The following is a 21,882-nucleotide window of genomic DNA, read 5'->3' as shown; positions in this document are numbered from 1 at the left end:
CGATAAAGGATTATTTTAAGGTGACAATTATTTCTGAATCGGCATCAGCTCGCTTCATGTTTAACATTTTATTCGCTCTACTTTCTATGGCGCTGTGCTCTGCCAAACTATTTTGCTCTAACAATAAATTACGCCATTCAATATCTAATTCATCTCGTTGTGTATATAACTGCTCTAATTCACTCGTTTTATGCCTATTCATATGTGTGTAATAAACAACTGAAAATGCTGACACCACCACTAATAACAATAAAATATAAGTGATAAAATGCTCTACAATATCTTGCCAAATATCCAGTACTAGTACCTGGCTTGATGTTGTTTTTTTGAGCGCCACGTGTTCATTTACCAAAATTAGTCAACTGAGTGGGATAAACGTTTAGCAATACGTAATACTGAACTACGTGAACGAACATTTTCTTCCACTTCACTTTTACTTGGTTTTAATTTGCGACCAATCAATTCAAGTTTTTTGCCTTTATTTAATTCTTCTTCTTTAATTGGCATACCTCGAGGAACTTTCTTACCCTGAGAGTGCTTTTTCATAAATTGTTTTACTAGTCGATCTTCTAACGAATGAAAACTTATTACGACTAGACGACCATCTTCGGCCAAAACCGATAAAGAAGCTGCTAAGGCTTTTTCTATTTGCTCCAACTCACTATTGATATACATTCGAATAGCTTGAAAGCTACGTGTAGCTGGATGTTTTTTAATTTCTCTTTGTGGCGCGGTGGTTTTGATTAATTTAGCTAACTCACTAGTGCGTGTGAAAGGTGTTTCTTCACGAGCATCAACAATCGCATTTGCAATACGCCATGCATGTTTTTCTTCACCAAACGTTCTAAGTACCCAAGTAATATCTTCAACATCAGCAACAGCTAACCATTCTGCTGCTGTTTGCCCACGCGAAGTATCCATTCGCATATCTAACGGACCATCTTTCATAAAGCTGAAACCTCGTTCAGCCTCATCAAGTTGTGGGGAAGAAACACCTAAATCCAGTAAAATCCCATTAACTTTACCGGTTAATTCATGCTGTTCAGCTATTTCAGCGAGATTAGCAAAACCTTGATGTTCAATATGAAAACGCTCATCACTGCTAAACTTTTCTGCTGCAGCGATTGCACTAGGATCACGATCAATCGCAATCAATCGACCATTGGTAGATAATTTAGATAAAATCAAAGACGAATGGCCGCCACGACCAAAAGTACAGTCGATATAGCAACCATTAGGATCAATGTCTAAGCCATCAATCGCTTCTGTCAATAAAACAGAAATATGTGCTTTATCTAATTCCATGTTGTTTTTTATAACCTTATTAATTTAATTATTTTATAAAGATAAATCTAACAAACGATCAGTCAGTTCAATTTCACCTGATTGAATTTTATCTATACCTTGCTGTAATTGTGCTTGCCATGCTGACTCGCTCCAAATTTCAAACTTTTTCAATTGCCCAACCAACATTACTGATTTCTCTAAACCTGCATGCTTTTTTAATGGCCCATTAAGTAATAAACGACCATTTTTATCCATATCACAATCTGTCGCATTACCTAACAAAACTTGCTGCAATAAACGCTCTTGCTGATTCATGCTTGATAAATTACACAACTTTAATTCAATTTCTTCCCATTCAGGTAAGGGATACAGCAATAGGCACGCATGTTGAATATCAACAGTGCACACCATTTTCCCTTGGCAATCGGCAAACAATTCCTCACGATACCGTGTTGGTATTGTGATTCTATTTTTGCTATCAAGCGTAATTGCGCTAGCGCCTCTGAACATAGTTGAATACTTGCCTTATTGACTAAAGTTATTCGCTGATAATTTACTCGTTTATTTATAAGGTAGCTGCCATGATCCACAATTACCCACTTTTTACCACAATGATACAGTTTAGTGACTAAAGTAAAGTTATGTCAAGTGAATAATAGTGAAAACCAAGATAGGAACACGGGTCAAAACACTAGTAAAATTAAGGCCTAGATAAAGATATTTAGGAAGTGGATGAATTTGTGGGTTTTTGTGGATCTTTCATCCCAAAAAGTTATAAAAAATGATCATCAAAAGATTTTTATGAGTAAACTGAGGTTTATAATTTATGTAACAAGACTTTACTTTGATGATTAAATTAACAACACCAGTAAAGCTTAATTAAATTAGATCTAAAATAAGTATCAGTATTATTGAATAAATACGTGTCAGTTAATTATTAAATGAAGTTATAGTCAGCAATTGAAGTCCATAGCTCAAGCTCATAATTAACACCGATAAGTTAATAAATATGTTAATTATGATTTTTTATTTCGCTTTCCTTACTACCATCAACTACACAGTTTCGACCATTATCTTTAGCTAAATATAGACGTCGATCCGCTTTTAATAATAGATCATCTAAGCTTAAGCCATCATTACCATAGGTAGCAATGCCTGCACTGACAGTCATAGCTAACGTTACTTCATCATAAATAAAAGGCGTATCCTGTAATTGTTGTCTTAGTGAATCTACCTGCTTGTAACAATCTTGATCTTTAGAGCCAACAATAAGCAAAACAAATTCTTCACCGCCAAACCTAGCTAATAAATCAGTTTTTCTAACTCTATCTTTAATAAAGTTAGCGATATAGCATAAAGTTGCATCCCCAACGTGATGACCATGTTCATCGTTAATTTTTTTGAAATAATCTAAATCAAAAATAGCAACGGCCAAGGAAGATTTATGGCGTTTGGCATATTCGGCATATAAGGCAAAATTTTCTTTTAACTTCATACGGTTTGCTAAACCCGTTAATGAGTCTGTACTTGCTAATTCAAGCAAACGTTCTTCATTTTTTTCTCTATTCACTTCATATACGTGAGCTAGAGAGATCATCAAACAAGCGCCAAGAATTATATTCAATGAATCAGCAATATCTATCACTGAGTTTCCTTCTATAAAACGATAGTGATAAACAGAAACACCACTAACAATAAAAAATATTGAAACCCAGAAACCTTGTACACGTCCCATCATAAGATATGAAATCATGGGAATAGCGATTATCCAAACAAAAATAGATACCGATGTGTTTGGTACATACATGGCATAAACCATAGTAGTAAAAAACGGTAACAAGAAAATACTAACCCACCGTTGAAAATTAGAAATATATAAAATTTTACGCCATAAAAAAAAGGCAAAAAATGCAAATATCATTTCTAATATTGCTAACGGCCAGAGTCCACGATAAAAATTAATAACAGAGAATGTTGCCCCGCCTACCATTACTAACAGTAACATTACACGCATAACACTACGTCTATATTGTAAATTTTGATCTAAATTATTCAGCATATAACTTCTCTTGTTACAACACTTTACGGCACGGCAACTATTTTTCATCTGTTGTTTTAACCAATGTAAAATAAACGATGAACACCAGCACGAAAAAGATTAAATATCTGTTAATTTTTTCGAGTTGAATTCATTTGTTTTACAAATGGTAGAGTGGAACTCTTAAATAACCTTGCTTTAATATCGGTATAAAAAACTAATATTGGCTTCCTTCACCAAGAATTAAACCAAAACATTATTATTGTAATTATTAACAAAACTCTGTTAATAATAAGTTTAACTATATTAATAAAAGCAGTTAATCTACTGTTTTTAAAGTTAATATTAGACATTAAGTCAAAGTATTATAGCGAAATGATACCCTTTTATATACCAAACGGTAAAGTAAACTTTGTAAAAGACTATGAATGAGTTATGGGATACGATATAAAAAACCCCGCACTAAGGCGGGGTCTACATACGTCAATTGTGGTTTATATAGTGAAGTAATTAAAACAATTCATCATCAATATTAAATAAGCAATCACAACCTGATTTAGCCGAAGCAATTAATGAAATACGACGAGGAAGTATACGTGAAAAGTAATAGCGTGCCGTATGCAACTTACTTTGATAGAAATCACTACCACTTTCACCATTATTTTCTTGCTGAGCTAAGGAAACATCAGCCATTCTAGCCCATATATAAGCCATTGCAGTATAACCAAAAACATGCAAATAATCGTTCGCTGATGCACCAAGTTCATTAATATTAGCTTGTGATTTAGTTAATAAATCATCAGTAAGCTCAGTTAAATCATCAACAGCCAATGTTAGCGGAGTAATAAACTCCCCCATGGCTGCATTATTTTTAGTGGCTTCAATATAAGTGGTCACTTCATCAATGAATACATTTAACATAGCACCTTTAGAGGTAGCTATTTTACGTACTAATAAATCCATTGCTTGAATACCATTTGTTCCTTCGTATATTTGTGTAATACGTGCATCGCGTACTAGTTGCTCTTGCCCCCACTCACGAATAAAGCCATGTCCACCAAAAACTTGCTGCCCAGCAACAGTGTTTTCAAAACCTAAATCAGTAAAAAAGGCTTTGGCAACAGGTGTCATTAATGCCGCTAATGTTTCACCCTTAACTTGTTCTTCACCTTCACCATAGGTAGCATAATCTAATTGCATAGAGATATAACTTGAAAGCGCTCTAGAGCCTTCATTAAGTGCTTTCATGTTCAAGAGCATACGGCGAACATCACCATGAACCATAATAGAATCAGCTTCTTGGTTAGGATTTTTAACGCCATTAACTTTACTATCAAGCGAACGCCCTTGTAATCTATCTTTTGCATACTCTAGTGCGTTTTGATATGAACGTACTGCTGCACCTAACCCTTGAATACCAACGCCAATACGCTCGAAATTCATCATGGTGAACATACAAGCTAGCCCTTTATTCAATTCACCCACTAAATAACCTTTAGCGTCATCAAAATTCATAACACAAGTTGCAGAAGCATGAATCCCCATCTTGTGTTCAATAGAGCCACAACTAACATTAATACGCGCCCCTAAAGTTTCGTCATCATTAACATGAAATTTAGGTACTAAGAATAATGAAATACCACGAGGACCAGCAGGCGCATCAGGTAGTTTTGCTAATACTAGGTGAACAATATTTTCAGTAAGGTCATGCTCACCACCAGTGATAAAGATTTTATTACCAGTAACTTTATAGCTACCATCTTCTTGCGGTATCGCTTTAGTGCGTATAATGCCTAAATCTGAACCTGCGTGAGATTCAGTTAAACACATTGAAGCTGACCATTCACCTGAATACATACGAGTAAGGTAACGTTCTTTTAATTCTTCACTGCCGTGTTTTGCTAACGAAAGTGCGGCACCAGCAGTCAATACAGGATAAAGTGCAAACGAAATATCTGCACTACAAAGCATTTCTTCATGTAAAGCAGTTAGCATTTTTGGCATGCCCATACCGCCATAATTTACATCACCACCAAGTGCTGTCCAACCACCGTCAGCATAAGTGTTAAAAGCCTCTTTATATCCTGGCGCTGTAGTGACAACGCCTTCCTTAAAGCTCACTCCAGTTTCATCACCTTCTCGAGCGATAGGCGCAATTTCTTGCTCAGCGATTTTGGCGCATTCTTGTAAAATTGCTTCGGCTGTATCTTTGTCAACTTGCTCCGCTAACTTAGGTAATTTCTGCCACATTTTATCCGCTTGAAATACTTCATAAAGCAAAAAGCTCATGTCTTTTAATGGAACTTTATATTCAGCCACAACAACCCCTTAAAATTTCTTAAATTTAATAATTAATTTCATTAGTGCTATTTCAATAAGAAGAGTACTAAATCAAACGACCAATTCAAACAAGCGTTTTAATTCTACATTAATAATGATTAAAGTAAAGTTTAACGATAAATTACTACACTAAATTTGGTGTTTTACTTCTCTTAGGTTAGTGTTAAATAATGACTACTGAGTAAAGTATAGAAAATTTACTAGGAATTGCTGTGAACCCCTTCAAAATTACATTTTATCTCTTTTTATGCTGCGCCAGTTTTGTTGATGCGAAGCAAGTAAGCTTTTCTAAGTCTGCCGACAAGAATTATTATAATTTCAACTATCAATGGCTTGATCATAGTAACCAACAGCAATCGATCAGTTTTGCTTTAACTAAATCTGCATTATTTGAGCACTTTCGCGACCTAAAACCGTATCAAAGTGAATTCGCCCACAAAACGATTATGCATAGATTAAAAAAACAGTTAGATGAAGAGCCGTTAAATGCAGCTCAAGCTTTTTTCTTACAGAAAGATGGCGAAACGATAGTGCAAATTAAAGGGCAAGAAGATCAACAAATTGCACTTGCCTACAAAAAAGTAAAAGCAATAAAACAGGAAGCAACTAAACAATACCTCCAAGAAAATTATTATCAATTATTCAACACACATGATGGCGAAACAGGAATAAAAATAAATCATGCCGATGTTGCTAATGATTCACTCGTAGATTTCAAGCACTTAAAACCGATCATATTGGATAAGATTACTGCAAAAACCATTAGAAAAGTAACAGATTACGTGCTTGGATTCGTACAGTCTATTCCTTATTCTACGTTGGAATCACGTGTTACATCTTCAGGATCAGGTTTTAATTCACCAGCTAAATTATTATGGGAGAATCAGGGGGATTGTGATAGTAAAGTAACATTAACTGCCACTATATTGCGTACCTTGATGCCAAACGTTGAGATGGTAATGGTTTATATTGATAAACATGCTTTCATGGGAATTGCTGTTCCCGCTAAAGCTGGGGATACAACCTTAATACACCAAGGAGTTACTTATCTATTAGCCGAACCAACAGGCCCTGCACTTTACAAACTTGGTAAAATAGCCCCTGAGTCTGAATTAGCTATCGATCAAGGGCGCTATGTTGCTGAGGTTTTTTATTCTGACAATAATAACTCGTAAATACCAAATAGCTACGCACTACACGAAATAGCTATACGGAAATATTTCCAAGTGCCGTTAAAAAAGTTAAGCTTGGGGCAAAAAAAGCGGCACCTGTTTCAGCTTGAGTATATTTAAGTAAATGATCTACGTGGCCATGACCGTCACCATAAATCATGCTTTTTAACATTTTCTCAAATGGTTCAGGTGAATGACAATAAGAGACAAAGAATAGCCCTTGTTCCTTTACATCACCGTAAGGCATACTTTGTCTTAAAATTTCAATACTTTTACCATTTTCATCTTTTAAGCTAGTGCGCTTAGTATGAGCTGTTAATGGTTTTTTATCACTTTCATACTCAATATTATCTACTTTCGTACGCCCATAAACATCCTCCTGTTCTTCATTTTTCAACGAACTCCAGAGTGTTAAATTATGCTTGTAACGCTGAATGTGTAAATAACTACCGCTTGCAAAATTAGCGTCATCAGATTCTTGCACTAACGCAACATTTCTACGGTGCATACCTTGAGGGTTTTCAGTGCCATCAACAAAGCCGGTTAAATCTCGACCATCTAAGAAACGAAAAGCCTGAACTTGTTCAATTAGCTCAACACTATCAGCAAGTAGCTGACACACTTTAGAGCAAACAATATGATTAACATCAGAGCGATCACTACGGATTTCGATATAAATATCAACATTATTACTAGGGGCGACTCTGTCATCATTATCCATTGAAGGAAACGCTTTCAACAGTGCAGGACGTGCTTGCGGGTAGAATTCGTCCCAATAATTTGCACCTATAGCAACAACACCCGTTAAATTAGCTTCTGAAAATTGATCTGCATAATCATCAAATAATTCAGGTAAGCGAGACAAAGCAGTCCGAATAAATGCATTTCTATTATCTAACACATTAAAAAGTAAATAACTGCCATGTAAGTTTGGCTCTGCACAAACACCAAATTGTTCTCTAGCCATTTGAAATCCTGATAGTAATTTTATGTTTTATTAGAAGAGTATATACCTAAATCCAATCAAAATGCGAGTATCTATAGAGCTGTTAAAACTATAAATAAAATACAGTTTTATAACTGACTTACAGTCTATTAAAATTAGGTAAATTAATCTTTATCTTTATCTTTATCTTTATCTTTATGAGAATTGCTTAGAACAAGATTTATTTCATCAATTAAGCAATGAGTCAAGTCGTCAACAATCTCTAATTTTTGTTTCTTAATAGCACTTTCAAGTTCCATAGCACTTTGTGATATTTCTATAAAACCAAACATTTGTGCCGCACCTGAAATTTTATGTGCTAATTTAGCTAACGCTTTATATTCATTATTATGACGATAATCTATCAATTCTTGCTTATCTTGCGATAAATTATTTATAAATGACTTAGTAATATCCGATATATCTATGTCATCTACTTTTTGTTCAAGTAATACATTAGCTTCAAAATTCGCGGATCCGATGTTACCTTTTTCAACATTGTTTTTGTCAATACTAGCCTTCTCAGGATAATGCTGAGCAATAGTGGCAATAAAAACCTCTCGTTCAATAGGTTTTTTAAGATGCCCAGCAAAACCTAACGCTAGGTATTGTGCAATTTCATGTGCCATAGCATTAGCGGTTAATGCATAAATAGGGCGATCACAGCCCTTCTCTCGCAACGCTTCTAATGCTTGTATGCCATCCATTCTAGGCATTTGGATATCTAATAACGTTATTATTGGTTTATGCTCATTACATAACTCGACTGCCTCTATTCCATTAGATGCTTCAAGCACCTCTAGACCTAAGTTAGTGAGTAAACGAGCAATTAAACGGCGGTTATCATCATGATCATCTGCCAGTAATATTTTACCGGTATACTGCTTTTTGTTAACACGAATACCGAGTGCTTGTTCATTATTCTCAACACCATCTAAAACAGAATACACCTCGCCAAAAGGTAATTTGAGAACAAAAGTACTGCCTTGATTCAATTGACTAGTAACCGTTATTTTTCCTGACATTACTTTTGCTAGTTGATCAGATAAAAATAGCCCTAATCCTGAGCCAGAAAAACGTCGGCTAATACTATTATCACCTTGGGTGAATATATTAAACATTTTTGCCATTTGCTTTTTATTCATTCCTATTCCTGTATCGGTGACAGTAAATAGTAATGTTTTATCTATAATGGCAATATCTAACGAAACCCAGCCTTCTTTGGTAAATTTAATAGCATTAGAGCATAGATTTATCAAAATCTGTTTTAACCGTAAACCATCGATATCGATAATAAAGGGAGTTGGTAGATGATGGCTTACTGTAAATGATAAATTTTTACGTTGCGCTTGCTCAGTAAACATATCATTTAATTTATCTACGATTGTATGTAAATCTTGACGTCTATTCTCGAGTTCAAATTTATTCGCTTCTATTTTACTTAAATCTAAAATATCATTAATTAGTTGTAGTAGATGTAAGCTATTATTATGAATAACTTCAACTTCATGGAGCAAATCTTCATTATCGAAATCGCCATGAATAATCGCTTCTGCTTGTCCTAGAACCGCGGTAAGTGGTGTTCGAATCTCATGACTCATATTGGCTAAAAATTGGCTTTTAACCATACTGGCATCTTGTAATTCTTTTGTTAGAAACTCTAACGCTTCAGTACGTTGTTTTACTCTATTTTCTAGTTTTTTGGTTAACCTTCTTTCCAAATAGCGTCGATATATCAAAAACAATACCGTTAATAAAAAAGCGAAGATAAGTATAATAAATTCGCGCTGTTGATCTGCCTTAGTAGACTCTAACTCCTGTAGCTTCTTACTTTGCTGCAGACTTTTTACTTGTTGGCTAAGTTGTACAGATTCAAATTGTGCTATTTGCTCATTAAGTGTTTCGTTTGATAACTTTAAACGTTCCTTTTGGTAAGCTAATTGAGTCATTAATGCTTTTGCTGTCTCTCCATCTGCAGCATAAAGCAACGCACTTAATCCTAAATTACCATTAATTAGCTGTTGGAAACCCATTTTTTTTGCGACCGCATTCGATAGATCTAAATACATATGAGAGCGTTCAATATCACCTTGATAAAAATAAATTTTCGCTAAAGTGTGTAAGCTACCTCCATAAGTCATTTGATGACCTATTTTTTTACTTAATTCCACACCTAAGTTAGCATATTCTGAAGCTTTATCTAGATTAGACAGTTCATAGTTTATTTCTGCTAAATTATGAAATTGTGAAGCAGCATCAATATGGTAATCATTGTTTCGAAAGTATGTTAATGCTTTCATTACATAGCTCTCGGCCTTCTGATATTGGCCTGATTGTTTATAAGAAACCCCAATACCAGCGGAAGCTTTAGCAATGCCGTGTTCATCATTTAAAACCTCCCTCTTGCTAATTACCTCTTCAAACATGTTAATAGCAATATCATAACGACGCAGACTTAAATAAAGTACAGCAAGGTTATAGCGAACATCGATTTTATCAACTTCACTACCATAATATTGATACAACTCATCAGCTTCTTTATAAGCTTTCAATGCTGCAAGCGAATCCCCTTTAGACGTTTGCACCAATGCAATATTGTTTAATAAGTGAGCTTGTTTAATTGCTTTTTCTGCTGAGAAAACTTGCTGTTGAAAATAATTTAACGCTGCTTCATACGCAACTAAAGATTGAGCATATTCACCTTGAAAATACAAGATAATGCCCATTAGTTTGTCAACATCGGCTTGTAGTTGTGACAAACTATTCTCATCAAGTAGGGCTTTCGCTTGTTGAATTATTTCCAACGCTTTTTGTAAATTACTCAAGGTAAAATAAGCATTGCTTTGTTGTATAAGTATTCTAATACGCTGGGTTTTATTCAGTTTTTCACTTTCAAGTAATTGACTGAGTTTAACGATCGCCATAGCTTTATTGGCTTGCTGTCCGATCTCTTCCAACTCATTTTCGATATTTTGCGCCCGAACATTTAATGCAACGGTAAATATTAATATAAATAGCAACAAGATGCGCCACATAGTATGCCTTGAGGAAATAGATGATGAATTAAAGGAAGTACCTTGTTCAGTTATAGCACTAATAATTCTTGAATGTAACTGTTTAGTAATGAGTACGAGCATGATTGAATAATTATACAACTACGACTATGATGCAGCAATGTTTCTTATATAGGCTGTATATCATGTTTAAAAAATTTATTTATACCATATTGTTATCCATTAGTTTTACCACACTTGTAAATGCGACAATTGTTGAGTTTCAAACCTCACAAGGAAATTTTCAAGTTAATTTATTCGATAGTAGTACCCCTGAAACAGTTAATAACTTTCTTCAATATGTTGAAGAGCAGCATTATACTAATTCAGTAGTACACCGTGTTTCATCCAACTTTGTTGTACAAGGCGGTGGATATACATTCGAAGGTAATTTTCCGCTAACTCGAATCGAAACAAACCCGGCAGTGATTAACGAGCCAATATATTCTAATGTCAGAGGCACTATTGCCATGGCTAAGCTTGGCGGAGATCCTGACAGTGCAACAGATCAATGGTTCTTCAATTTAGCTGATAACGCTAGCAACCTAGACTTACAAAATAGTGGCTTTACTGTTTTTGGCCAAGTTATTGGTGATGGTATGACAACCATTGATAACATAGCTCAACTTACTTTATGTAATTCTGCAAATTTAGAAGGCATACCAATGGTTATTGCGGATGATCAACAATGTAGTGATTTAGCAACGCCTGGTATAGAAAACTTTGTGATTGTTGAACAAATTGTTATTGTCGACTCCGCTGAAGTAACTGATGGTGATTTATCTCCTGTTAGAAACACGCTAATCACAGCACCTACTGAACCAACACCTACGCCTGATAATGATAGTAGTGGTGGCGGTACTTTTGCTTGGTTTATTCTGCTGAGCTTAATTCCTTTGTTAATAAGAAGATATTCATAGAAAATTAAAGTCATGCCGAACAAGACAAAAAAAAAGCAGCGAAATCGCTGCTTTTTTTAGTAATAATATTCAGTTATTACTTTAACATATACCAATCTTAGAGTGCTAATATCAGTATATTAATATTAACCTCGAGTGAATTCTGGGTAAGCTTCCATACCACATTCAGCTTGGTCAACACCTTCATATTCTTCTTCTTCAGTTACACGAAGTCCAATAATTTTCTTCAATGCGAACCAAACTACAAAGCTAGTTACAAATACCCAAACAAAGATAGTGGCTGCACCAATTAACTGACCACTAAAGCTAGAACCTGAATTAGTAATTGGAACAATCATTAGGCCAAAGAAACCTACAACACCATGAACCGATATAGCACCTACTGGATCATCAATCTTAGCTTTATCTAAAGCAATAACTGAAAGAACAACAATAATACCACCAATTGCGCCAAATATTGTTGCTTGTAATGGTGTTGGTGTTGAAGGTTCAGCTGTAATAGCAACTAGACCTGCTAGTGCACCATTTAATGTCATGGTTAAATCAGCTTTCTTAAATAAGATTTTAGCAAAAACAAGCGCTGCAATTGCACCTGCTGCCGCCGCTGCGTTAGTGTTTAAGAACACCATAGCTACTGAGTTAGCACTGTTAATATCAGCAAGTTTTAATACAGAACCACCATTAAAACCAAACCAACCCATCCATAAGATAAATGTACCTAAGGTAGCCATTGGTAAATTAGCACCCGGGATAGCGTTTATTTTTCCATCTTTAGTATATTTACCTTTACGTGCACCAAGTAATAAAACACCTGCTAAAGCAGCAGAAGCACCAGCCATATGAACAATACCTGAACCAGCAAAATCAGAGAAACCTAGGTCACCTAATGTATATAAACCAAATACAGCATCACCATTCCAAGTCCAGCTACCTTCCATTGGGTAGATAAAACCAGTTAAGATAACTGTGAAAGCTAAAAATGCCCATAATTTCATACGTTCAGCTACAGCACCTGAAACAATAGACATAGCTGTTGCTACAAATACTACTTGGAAGAAGAAGTCAGCTGCATTTGCATAAACCGCACCGCCATCGAAACCCGCTTCGGCAGATTCAGCTAATACCGTACTAACTAAAGCGTCTGCATCAGCAGCACCATCAAGGCCAATACCACTTAAGAAAACACCGCCGCCATACATAATATCGTAACCTACTACTAGGTACATAACACAAGCAATAGCATACAAAGCAACGTTTTTAGTTAAAATTTCAGTTGTGTTTTTAGATCTAACTAAACCTGCTTCTAACATTGAGAAGCCAGCGGCCATCCACATTACTAAGGCACCACAAACTAAGAAATAGAATGTATCCATAGCATATTGAAGTTGAAAAATATTTTGTTCCATAATTGATCCTATAATAATTTTTGTAACAGTAATTGGTCAGGTATGAGCTGTAAGATTAAATTTGAATGAAAACACAAAGCCGAAGTATTTAAGTCTACTAATGTGAATTCATTACCTAGCTTTACAGCAAGCAATATGAATACAGATTAAATAGCCTCTGAATCCTGCTCACCTGTACGAATGCGAATGGCTTGTTCAAGGTTATAGACAAAGATTTTGCCATCGCCAATTTTACCTGTGTACGCTGCTTTACTAATTGCTTCAACTAAGCGTTCAACTATGTCGTCATTAACAGCAATTTCAAGTTTAACTTTTGGTAAGAAATCTACTTGATATTCTGCACCACGATATAATTCTGTATGTCCTTTTTGACGACCAAAACCTTTCACTTCACTAACAGTTATCCCTTCAACACCGATTTCAGAGATGGCTTCACGAACATCATCGAGTTTGAACGGTTTAATTATTGCGTTAACTATTTTCACTGTAGACCTCTTATTTTTAATTTTAGTTAATATTGAACTATATAATTCAATTCATGTGCCATAAAAATTAAACGAACAATATCAACAATTTGTGTTTTTGTTACACTTAGAAACATTAAACGTTGCACCAAAATTGCACAGCAATTATCTGCTGAGATTATATTTGGTGCAAAAGATAAGAAGAGGAGTATTAATGAGTTACTTTAACTGCCAAATACTTAATTGAGGACGCTTTAAAATAAAATTACGTTGATTGACTTGAATCACCCGCGTTAGTTCTTGTTGGGCAACTAAGTTAAAATGAGGCGCTAATTGCTCCGACAATCCGTCAAAGCCAGTCACATTTTCACCATTAACTTTTACTCCTCCTAACCAGTTATTCTTTGCGGTATGGTGTTCACCAAAGTAATAATCAGAAACAATCACAAGCAAACCTTCGCTTTTTATGCGTTGATGAGCTGTTTGTAAAAATTGACGCGGATTATAACTACTCTCGAGTACCTGTTGAGCTAAAATAACATCATAGTTATCAAAACCACTTTTTAGGTTACCCGCGTCTCCTTGGCTAAAATGTATATTATTGTGAGAAGGTAAGCCAAGCGACTTTAAACTAACCTCATAATAATCAACTATATCCCCTTCATTTTCTAAGCAATAGCGAACGGCGTTTCCTTGTTGCAAGCTAACACCATGACGTATATAACGCGCAGAAAAATCAACGCTATCCACTTGATTAAAATACTGGGCTAAAATAAAACTACTTCTGCCCACACTACAACCTAAATCCAAACATTTATCGGCGGCTATATTATGTTTTTCCATAGCGCCTAGAATATAGTCAGATATTTGCTGACTATAATTTTTAATGGGTGCATTAAAAATTTCATTAATAAATGATTCCGTTTTCAACGAATATTGAGCATGGAGTTGCTGGCAAATATCACGGTCAGTTTCATAAGGGTTAGCATCAAGATTTGGTATTCTTTTATTATTGCTTTGCACATAACGAAAGCCAGCATGTTGAAAAAAGTGCCGTCTAAATGCATAACGAGAATATTTTTGAGCTTCGTTTCCTGTAGAAATCCAAGAACCACCTTTAATTAAATTATGCTTACCATCAAAGGTCGGTGTAGAAAAATCATCATATAATGGGTGAACTTCAAAACCTTCAAAGCCATCAATAGTTGATTCAGTCCATTGCCAAACATTTCCAATTACATCAAATACGCCATCATGCTCAAATTCATCTATAGGACAAGAAGATGCATAATGTTCACGGTTTAAATTGCCCGGTGTTTGCTCCCAAGAAGCTAAATCACCATCAACTTTATCACGTAAGCATAACCATTCAGCTTCAGTAAGTAAGCGTATATATTGGCTTTCAGTATCGGCAACCTGGCTGTTTTTCCATTGACAAAAAGCTTTAGCTTCTAAGTAATTAACTTCTACTGGCCAATTTAAAGGTAACGGGATTTCATTCAGTAAATTACGTTGCCAATATAATTTCTCATTAGTTTCACTTCTCTTTTCTACCCAAAAATAGGGCTTACTCGCTTTAGAAAAACGTAACCATTGTTGCCCTTCTTCTGTCCAAAATGTTAGGTTTTGGTATCCTCCAGCATTAACAAATGCTAGATACTCTTGATTAGACACTAAGTATTTAGAAACCTTAAAGTCATCTAAATTGAGGGTGTTATAGCCATATTCATTATCCCATCCGAATGAGTCATCACTTTTAGGTTTACCAAACTCGACGAGCCTACCTTTGATCGATACTAATCTATTTTCGGGCGCATCAGCACTCTTTTTACAGGTAGGCCAGTCTTCACTCTCACTAAGGTATTGCAAAGGTAGCATACGCATAATAACGGATGATGTTTCAATATGAATTCGCTCATGTTCACAACCCATCAGAATAATCCACGCAAGTGAATTTTTTGTTATCGGCAACGATAACTCCATATCATCAATAAGATTTTCAATCAGGATTGCAACTTGATCTCGATAACATTTAACTTCAGCAACTGTCGGCCAATCATAATGCTCATCGTTTAAATCATCCCAACTCATCTCATCAACACCAACCGCACAAATAGCTTCTATGCGATCATTAATACGTGTTGCAATAAACTTACCTAGCATAAGCTTATTAATATAAAAACTAGCCGTGTGTCCATAATAAAAAATTAACGGGTGACGAAGAGGCTCCGGCCTTAAAAAATAAGCACTATCACTATTTATCAGAGAAAATAGTGACTCATATTCTGTCCATGTTTGTCTGAAATACTTTTTAAGCTCTTGCTTTTTAGCCTTAACATCAGTGCCATTTAATGAAGGAGCCTTTATAGGTTTTATTTCCATAAATCATTTCTTATTTTGTTATATTTACTTGATAAGTATTTAATATTATTTGCTTAATTTTATTACCCAGCAACATTGGGCTTTCAAGTACGAGTGTTGAATTAGTTTTACTGTATTTTTCTTGGACTGTATTTAAACTTTCGCTAAACCATGAACTTGCAGTAAATATATCGATAGCGCCAAGAGAAACGATATCATCGTTATGAGTAAATAATGACTTAGGTAAAGTGCTTGAGACAAACCTCGGCACAGATAAGCACTTATCATTTTCGTAAGCTTCAATAGCATCTACAATATTTAATAAGCCATATATCACATTGACATAGGGATTATAATAAAGGCTGGAAGCACCTAATCTATGTTCAATTCTAGCCGTTTTCTGCCAGTTTTGCTGTACAGAAATAACCTTGTTATATCTGTCAAACAGCAAAGGCTCTTCCCCCATATTCTGATTATGCTTCCCCAGCTTTTGATATAAAGCGATACTTCCTTGATGCCCCCCTGAAATATCGATTGGTGAACATAACTCTTGAGCTAAACCGTAATAACTTTTCAGTAATAAGCGTTCAAAAGCAGCTTCTTCCGGTAAATATAATAAAGAACATTCAAAGCTAGTACGTAAAAAACAAAACTGTAAGTATTCACCAAAGTTTTTTTCTGCAATAAGGTTCATGCCTTGCTTATTAAGCACGCTAGCATTAAGTTGAATAGCATTAGGGATATGAACAGCTCTCGTGTCATCGGTAAAAATTTGACTAGAACCGGTTGCTAACTTACCTTGGTCACCAGACCAAACTACCGGTTCAATTAACGTATTAATAACACCATGTTGACCATACAACCGTTGAAATATTTGTGGCAACTGAGTAAGCATTTGATGCAAATTCATTGCTTCTTTTAGCGGACTTTGGCCATTAAATAAAGAAACGTACTCCCATTGGTTTCGCCAATATTCACTGACAATTTCACCGTCTATATCTACACTACGTAAATACTGATTAATAAGATCAAAGTTTAACTTTTGTGTAAGACTTTTTGCATTATTTACTTGATAGCACCCCTCAAGTTCAAAATGAATTTGAGGCTGATAACCTAACTCTTTTATATAGTCTTGCAGTAACGTGATAGCACAATTGAATAAAGGTACAGACGCTAAAAAAGAGGGTGATGAGACTGATTGACTTAAGTAATTATTTCTCATCAAATGTAGGAATTTCGTAATTTTTTTTGCTGTTATTCATATATTGCATAGACTCTTGATATTGTATAGCGCGGTTTTTACCACTACGCTTTGCGTGATAAAGCGCTTTATCTGCTTGCAAATAAAGCTCAGTACTCGTGTTAACCTTTTTAGAAGTTGTTGCTAAACCTATGCTTACGCTCACTTGAATTTTTTGAATATCACCATTATTGCTTTCAGTAATGAACTCGTGCTGATTAACAGTGTTTACAAAACGCTGCGCAATATGCAAACTTTGTACAGCATCAATCCTTGGCAAAACACAAAGAAACTCTTCACCACCAACACGACCAATTACATCTTCTTTTCTTAAAATATTAGCACCTATGTTTGCTACTTGGCGAATTACTTCATCTCCAAAAGGATGCCCATATAAATCATTTACGCGCTTAAAATCATCTATATCTATCACCATAATTGAAATAGTATTTTTTTCATCGTAGTTAGCATCAATTAATTTATGTAGAAAATTAAATACATATCGTCGATTGAATGAATTAGACAGCGGATCTCTAATCGATAACTGTTTTAATTTTTTATTGTGGTGCCATTGAAAATAAGTGAAAAACAGCATAATTAAAACCAGGGTAGCGACAAAAACAATCACATATACTTGTAACGTATTAGCTTGTTTCTGTTGTTCAAATTCCAACTGCTGTACTTTAGTACGTTGTTGCAATAGTGATATTTCTACATTTTGCCGATCTGCTTCTAGTGTTGCTCTGACATGTAATAGCCGATCAGACATATTTTCTTTTAACAATTCAATTTCATTTTCATTAAATTGTTCCAATAGTTTGTATGCCTCTTTATGATTACCTTGAGCCTCTGCTAATTTAGCCTCAATTTTTAATGTTTCTATTTGCCAGCGAGTTCCAAGTAATTCGGGTAGCGAGTAAAATATTTCTTCTGCTTTATTTAACGCTATTTTTGCCTCATCTAACTTACCTTCTGTAATCAAACATTCCGATTTCCTTTTGTATAATTCAGCTTTGTAATCACTTAATCCTTCAATACTTACAGCATAATTAATAGACCTTAATGCTTGCTCACAACTTCCTCGACTCGCTTCACTCATGGCAATGCCATAAGCCGCAAAAAATTTACCATTAATATTGTTGGGGCTAAATTCAATTATTTTTCGATACCGTTTATAGTACTCGATTGCCAATTCATATTTCCCCCAATAACGATAAGTGACCGCTAAACCGTATACAGCCTCACCTTCATAATATGGATACGCTAATTGTTGATAACTTATTAATGCTTTATGGTAATACTCTATTGATTTAGCATAATCATGCATATAACCATAAATGGCACCATAGACCTCATTAATTCTAGCAATTAAGAACTCATTATTTAACATAAAGGCTTCCATATAAGCCTGTTGTAATTCAGTTAATGGCAATTCATAAACGCCAGTTAAGCTAAGGGTATATGCCAGTTCTTGTTTAGCTTGCACAGCTAAAGCAATATAATCATTTGCTAGTGCGGATTCTTGCGCTTTTTTCAATAACTTTTGTGAGCGAAGGTAGTGACCTTCGCGTTGAAGGATTAGACCACGAAAAATATCAAGGTTAATAAGTATTCTAGCGGGGGTATTTTCATGTACAGCTGCAAGAGACTCTTCAACTGTTGCCTCAAACCTATCAAAAAAATACAATAAATTTTCGGCCTCTGCTTTACGTAATAGCCACCAAAGTTTGTAATTCGGTGACATTTCATCTATTTGATCAGCTTGTTCCAGTAATGATTGATATGTTGTCCATGGTTCTTTATGTAAGGCATGCTCTATATTTTGCAATGCCAAACTATCTGTTAACTTCGCTGCATTAGCCACAAAAAAACAACAGGTAACAAATACCAGAAAAATATATCGAAAAACTAGCTGCAAGGTAATTTATCCTTAAAAATAAATTTTATATACCGCAAGCAGTAAATAGCAGAATTATAAGTAGATATAGCCTAACATGAAGTTAAAGTTAATAACTAGCGGTACTGCTTAACTTTTAAATAGCTTATTAAAGTTAGCGATAGAAAAGCCATTCAATAGTTGATCGCCTATTTTTAATACAGGCACAGCTCGCATACCTATTGCAGAAAACTCTTTTTGACCTTTTGGTGTTTGCACATTACATAAACGATAAGGGATCCTTTGCTCATCTAAATAGCGTTTTGCGGTTTGACAATGCGGACATTTTTCCATGGTATAAAGTACAATACGTTTCATGGGCTTACCTATAAATATATTAAAAACATTACAAAAAACCCTGAATTAACAGGGTTTTATTTAATTTAAAGTTTACATTTTATTTTTTGAAAAATTAAAATGGTATATCATCATCAAAATCAATTGATGGCTCTTGTGGATTCACTTTAGGTGCTTGTTGAGGTTGTTGTCCCTGTGGAGCAAAGCCACCTTGTGGCTGACCTTGTGGTGCATAACCACCTTGATGTTGAGGCGCTTGTTGAGCTTGCTGATAGCCACCTTGTTGTGCTGGTTTATTATAAGCTTGTTGTGGAGCCTGTTGCTGCCCTTGTGGTGCATAACCACCTTGCTGCTGAGGTGCTTGCTGCTGAAAACCAGTATTTTGAGCTTGACCTTGTTGTTGAGGTGCTTGTTGCTGAAAACCTGTATTTTGACCCGACGGTTTACCGTCTAACATCTGCATTACACCATTAAATCCTTGTAATACAATTTCAGTAGTATATTGATCTTGTCCTTGTGGATTAGTCCACTTACGCGTTTGCAATGAACCTTCAAGATAAACTTTTGATCCTTTTTTTAAGTATTCGCCTGCAATTTCAGCTAATTTACCGAACATAACAACACGGTGCCATTCTGTTTTTTCTTTTTGCTCACCAGTTTGCTTATCTTTCCATGTGTCAGATGTTGCCACAGTGATATTTGCCACCGCACCACCATTAGGCATAAAACGCACTTCAGGATCTTTACCTAAGTTACCTACAATAATTACTTTATTTACACCCGCCATGAAACATCCTATTGATTGTGCTTTTCTAAAACAATTTGTGTACTTAACACACAGTTATTCTAGAGTTTAAAAAATTTGATTAAGAGAGTAATTCTATAGTGAGATACGATCAAATTCGAGTGCTTTTTTCGTTTAAAACGCTATTTATTTTTATTGTATTGTTTTTTATTTTTAGCTAATTGATTTTTATCGTATTAACTAAAAAATTACTCTTTTTATATCAAGAGAGTTTACCTTATCGATTAAAATTAAAACAATAACTGCATACGGGTTAGCCAGCATTCAGTTTACTTAATGATTATCGTGATGGTGGAGAAATAGCAGAGGAATACCAATTCCAATAATTTTATTTTTAAGCCTTTAGCGAGCTCTGGGTAAGAACTAACTTAATGAGCTTAATATTATATTAACTGGCCTTAAACGTTAATCTTCAACCATCGCTTTAATATCTATTTCAGGTTTTCGTGCATATTGGGTATCAATTAATTCTCCTTGCCAGGTATTGTTTTCATAAGCCATAGCAGTAGTTTCACGAATTAATTCAAATACAGCTAAAACAGCTGGACTTTGATCATTTTTTTCTGCTGTATGTAAATAAACATCACGCCATATACTTGGCTGAATAATATCTATTTTTCTCAGTTGTTGATTAAGTTCTAAATGAAAGGTGGCTGATGATGACGCAATAATTAATCCTAACCCTTGGGTTACATAGTGCAAGGTTGTCATTAATTGTCCAAAAGCTTTTTTAGTTTTCAGATTAATGCCAACTTTAGTAGCTTGACGATTTAATAATTCGGCTAAAGCGTCTTGTTCATCGGGCATAAAAATTTCATAGTTTTGCAGCTCTTCAAATGGAATTGATCCATACATTGCTAGCTCACTAAATGTTGGATTTTGGGGCTGCTTAGATATATACAAAGAAAGTGACTCTTTTAATAAGAGTATGCCATTTTTATTAATTTTAGAACCGTAACAAATAGCAAGATCTACCTCTTTTTTTAATAACCATTTATCAACAACATGTGTTGGACCAATTTTAAAAGATAGATTGATACCAGGATGCCTATGCTCTAACTCTGTTACTAAAACTGCTGATAGTACATTACAAGCTGCCTGGCTTATCCCAACAACCACTTTACCTTTGAAATCCTCTTGTACTTGCATAAGATCAGCTTTAGCACTAAATATTTGAGATAAAATGAGATGAGCATGATCTTCAAACAACTTACCTGCATCAGTTAGTGTTACTCCACGAAAATCACGCTCAAATAGCTTAGTTTTCAACTCATGCTCTAAATTAGCTATTTGTAAACTAATTGCTGGTTGAGCAACATCCAATTCCCTTGCCGCAGCAGTAATACTTCCCTGTTCAATTGTAGTCAAAAAATATTGCAACTGTTTAGAATTCATTTACGCCTCTATTAAATAAAGAGAGCCTTTCAGAACTTATCTCTTCAAGGTATAAGATATAATTTTTTTAAGCATTTTTTATGCCGTCGTTTGTTTTATATACTTTTTTTTTAAAAAAAACAGCTTCTAATACTCTGTTTTTAGGAGGCATAGAAAAAATATAGGGCGGTACAATATTATTCA

General features: G+C 34.9%; 17 protein-coding genes. 2 read left to right on the top strand and 15 right to left on the bottom strand.

Features of this window, described 5'->3' with window-relative positions; all coding sequences use genetic code 11:
- Positions 1-10 precede the first annotated feature (10 nt).
- From ftsL to Q4496_RS09175, 5 genes are all read right to left on the bottom strand, one after another.
- Entirely contained in the window at positions 11-337 is a 327-nt protein-coding gene (gene ftsL, locus Q4496_RS09195; RefSeq protein ID WP_215974235.1) for a cell division protein FtsL, read from the bottom strand.
- Positions 338-354: 17 nt separating this feature from the next.
- Positions 355-1,305 (bottom strand): 16S rRNA (cytosine(1402)-N(4))-methyltransferase RsmH, encoded by a 951-nt coding sequence (gene rsmH / locus Q4496_RS09190; RefSeq protein WP_215974234.1) that lies wholly within the window; start codon positions 1,303-1,305, stop codon positions 355-357.
- Between the two features lie 33 nt (positions 1,306-1,338).
- Positions 1,339-1,797 carry a division/cell wall cluster transcriptional repressor MraZ gene (gene mraZ / locus Q4496_RS09185; RefSeq protein ID WP_215974233.1) on the bottom strand — a complete coding sequence of 153 codons (459 nt, stop codon included), beginning with the start codon at positions 1,795-1,797 and terminating at the stop codon, positions 1,339-1,341.
- A gap of 502 nt (positions 1,798-2,299) precedes the next feature.
- Positions 2,300-3,346 carry a diguanylate cyclase gene (locus Q4496_RS09180; protein WP_303610328.1) on the bottom strand — a complete coding sequence of 349 codons (1,047 nt, stop codon included), beginning with the start codon at positions 3,344-3,346 and terminating at the stop codon, positions 2,300-2,302.
- A 489-nt stretch (positions 3,347-3,835) separates the two neighbouring features.
- Positions 3,836-5,644: an acyl-CoA dehydrogenase C-terminal domain-containing protein gene (locus tag Q4496_RS09175; RefSeq protein WP_303610327.1), complete on the bottom strand. Its 1,809-nt coding sequence runs from the start codon at positions 5,642-5,644 to the stop codon at positions 3,836-3,838.
- Between the two features lie 233 nt (positions 5,645-5,877).
- On the opposite strand from Q4496_RS09175, the gene Q4496_RS09170 reads away from it, so the two are divergent.
- On the top strand, positions 5,878-6,840 hold the full coding sequence (locus Q4496_RS09170; protein ID WP_303601722.1) for a hypothetical protein: 963 nt from the start codon (positions 5,878-5,880) through the stop codon (positions 6,838-6,840).
- 31 nt (positions 6,841-6,871) lie between these two features.
- On the opposite strand, the gene Q4496_RS09165 is transcribed toward Q4496_RS09170, so the two are convergent.
- Together Q4496_RS09165 and Q4496_RS09160 are read right to left on the bottom strand one after the other, a co-directional pair.
- Positions 6,872-7,804, bottom strand: coding sequence for a Dyp-type peroxidase (locus tag Q4496_RS09165; RefSeq protein WP_215974230.1), 933 nt, complete (start codon positions 7,802-7,804; stop codon positions 6,872-6,874).
- A 143-nt stretch (positions 7,805-7,947) separates the two neighbouring features.
- A complete protein-coding gene (locus Q4496_RS09160; protein ID WP_303610326.1) occupies positions 7,948-10,857 on the bottom strand; it encodes an ATP-binding protein in 2,910 nt (969 codons plus the stop codon).
- 164 nt (positions 10,858-11,021) lie between these two features.
- Between Q4496_RS09160 and Q4496_RS09155 the strand changes: the two genes are divergently transcribed.
- Complete coding sequence (locus Q4496_RS09155) at positions 11,022-11,795, top strand: peptidylprolyl isomerase (RefSeq protein ID WP_303601725.1); 774 nt, start codon at positions 11,022-11,024, stop codon at positions 11,793-11,795.
- A 125-nt stretch (positions 11,796-11,920) separates the two neighbouring features.
- On the opposite strand, the gene Q4496_RS09150 is transcribed toward Q4496_RS09155, so the two are convergent.
- From Q4496_RS09150 to Q4496_RS09115, 8 genes are all read right to left on the bottom strand, one after another.
- Positions 11,921-13,201, bottom strand: a complete 1,281-nt coding sequence (locus Q4496_RS09150; RefSeq protein ID WP_303610325.1) for an ammonium transporter — start codon at positions 13,199-13,201, stop codon at positions 11,921-11,923.
- Between the two features lie 146 nt (positions 13,202-13,347).
- Positions 13,348-13,686 carry a P-II family nitrogen regulator gene (gene glnK, locus Q4496_RS09145; RefSeq protein ID WP_159817380.1) on the bottom strand — a complete coding sequence of 113 codons (339 nt, stop codon included), beginning with the start codon at positions 13,684-13,686 and terminating at the stop codon, positions 13,348-13,350.
- 198 nt (positions 13,687-13,884) lie between these two features.
- Positions 13,885-16,047, bottom strand: coding sequence for a 5-histidylcysteine sulfoxide synthase (ovoA, locus tag Q4496_RS09140; protein ID WP_303610324.1), 2,163 nt, complete (start codon positions 16,045-16,047; stop codon positions 13,885-13,887).
- A 10-nt stretch (positions 16,048-16,057) separates the two neighbouring features.
- A complete protein-coding gene (locus tag Q4496_RS09135; RefSeq protein ID WP_303610323.1) occupies positions 16,058-17,248 on the bottom strand; it encodes a hypothetical protein in 1,191 nt (396 codons plus the stop codon).
- Complete coding sequence (locus tag Q4496_RS09130; protein WP_303610322.1) at positions 17,238-19,184, bottom strand: diguanylate cyclase; 1,947 nt, start codon at positions 19,182-19,184, stop codon at positions 17,238-17,240. Before Q4496_RS09130 ends, Q4496_RS09135 begins: the two co-directional genes overlap by 11 nt.
- A gap of 108 nt (positions 19,185-19,292) precedes the next feature.
- Positions 19,293-19,520, bottom strand: coding sequence for a glutaredoxin family protein (locus tag Q4496_RS09125; RefSeq protein WP_303601729.1), 228 nt, complete (start codon positions 19,518-19,520; stop codon positions 19,293-19,295).
- Positions 19,521-19,614: 94 nt separating this feature from the next.
- Complete coding sequence (ssb, locus tag Q4496_RS09120) at positions 19,615-20,286, bottom strand: single-stranded DNA-binding protein (RefSeq protein ID WP_215974222.1); 672 nt, start codon at positions 20,284-20,286, stop codon at positions 19,615-19,617.
- Positions 20,287-20,709: 423 nt separating this feature from the next.
- Complete coding sequence (locus Q4496_RS09115; RefSeq protein WP_303610321.1) at positions 20,710-21,699, bottom strand: LysR family transcriptional regulator; 990 nt, start codon at positions 21,697-21,699, stop codon at positions 20,710-20,712.
- Positions 21,700-21,882 lie beyond the last annotated feature (183 nt).

Source organism: Colwellia sp. 5_MG-2023, from assembly GCF_030547795.1.
GTDB lineage: Bacteria > Pseudomonadota > Gammaproteobacteria > Enterobacterales > Alteromonadaceae > Colwellia.
This window is presented reverse-complemented; position numbering and strand designations above follow the sequence as displayed.

Excerpts from the sequence above, each read along its gene's own strand:
- mraZ (WP_215974233.1), bottom strand. The coding sequence starts at position 1,797 with ATGTTCAGAGGCGCTAGCGCAATTACGCTTGATAGCAAAAATAGAATC.
- ovoA (WP_303610324.1), bottom strand. The coding sequence starts at position 16,047 with ATGGAAATAAAACCTATAAAGGCTCCTTCATTAAATGGCACTGATGTT.
- Q4496_RS09115 (WP_303610321.1), bottom strand. The coding sequence starts at position 21,699 with ATGAATTCTAAACAGTTGCAATATTTTTTGACTACAATTGAACAGGGA.
- Q4496_RS09180 (WP_303610328.1), bottom strand. The coding sequence starts at position 3,346 with ATGCTGAATAATTTAGATCAAAATTTACAATATAGACGTAGTGTTATG.
- Q4496_RS09150 (WP_303610325.1), bottom strand. The coding sequence starts at position 13,201 with ATGGAACAAAATATTTTTCAACTTCAATATGCTATGGATACATTCTAT.
- rsmH (WP_215974234.1), bottom strand. The coding sequence starts at position 1,305 with ATGGAATTAGATAAAGCACATATTTCTGTTTTATTGACAGAAGCGATT.
- Q4496_RS09160 (WP_303610326.1), bottom strand. The coding sequence starts at position 10,857 with ATGTGGCGCATCTTGTTGCTATTTATATTAATATTTACCGTTGCATTA.
- Q4496_RS09125 (WP_303601729.1), bottom strand. The coding sequence starts at position 19,520 with ATGAAACGTATTGTACTTTATACCATGGAAAAATGTCCGCATTGTCAA.
- Q4496_RS09155 (WP_303601725.1), top strand. The coding sequence starts at position 11,022 with ATGTTTAAAAAATTTATTTATACCATATTGTTATCCATTAGTTTTACC.
- Q4496_RS09135 (WP_303610323.1), bottom strand. The coding sequence starts at position 17,248 with ATGAGAAATAATTACTTAAGTCAATCAGTCTCATCACCCTCTTTTTTA.
- Q4496_RS09165 (WP_215974230.1), bottom strand. The coding sequence starts at position 7,804 with ATGGCTAGAGAACAATTTGGTGTTTGTGCAGAGCCAAACTTACATGGC.
- ssb (WP_215974222.1), bottom strand. The coding sequence starts at position 20,286 with ATGGCGGGTGTAAATAAAGTAATTATTGTAGGTAACTTAGGTAAAGAT.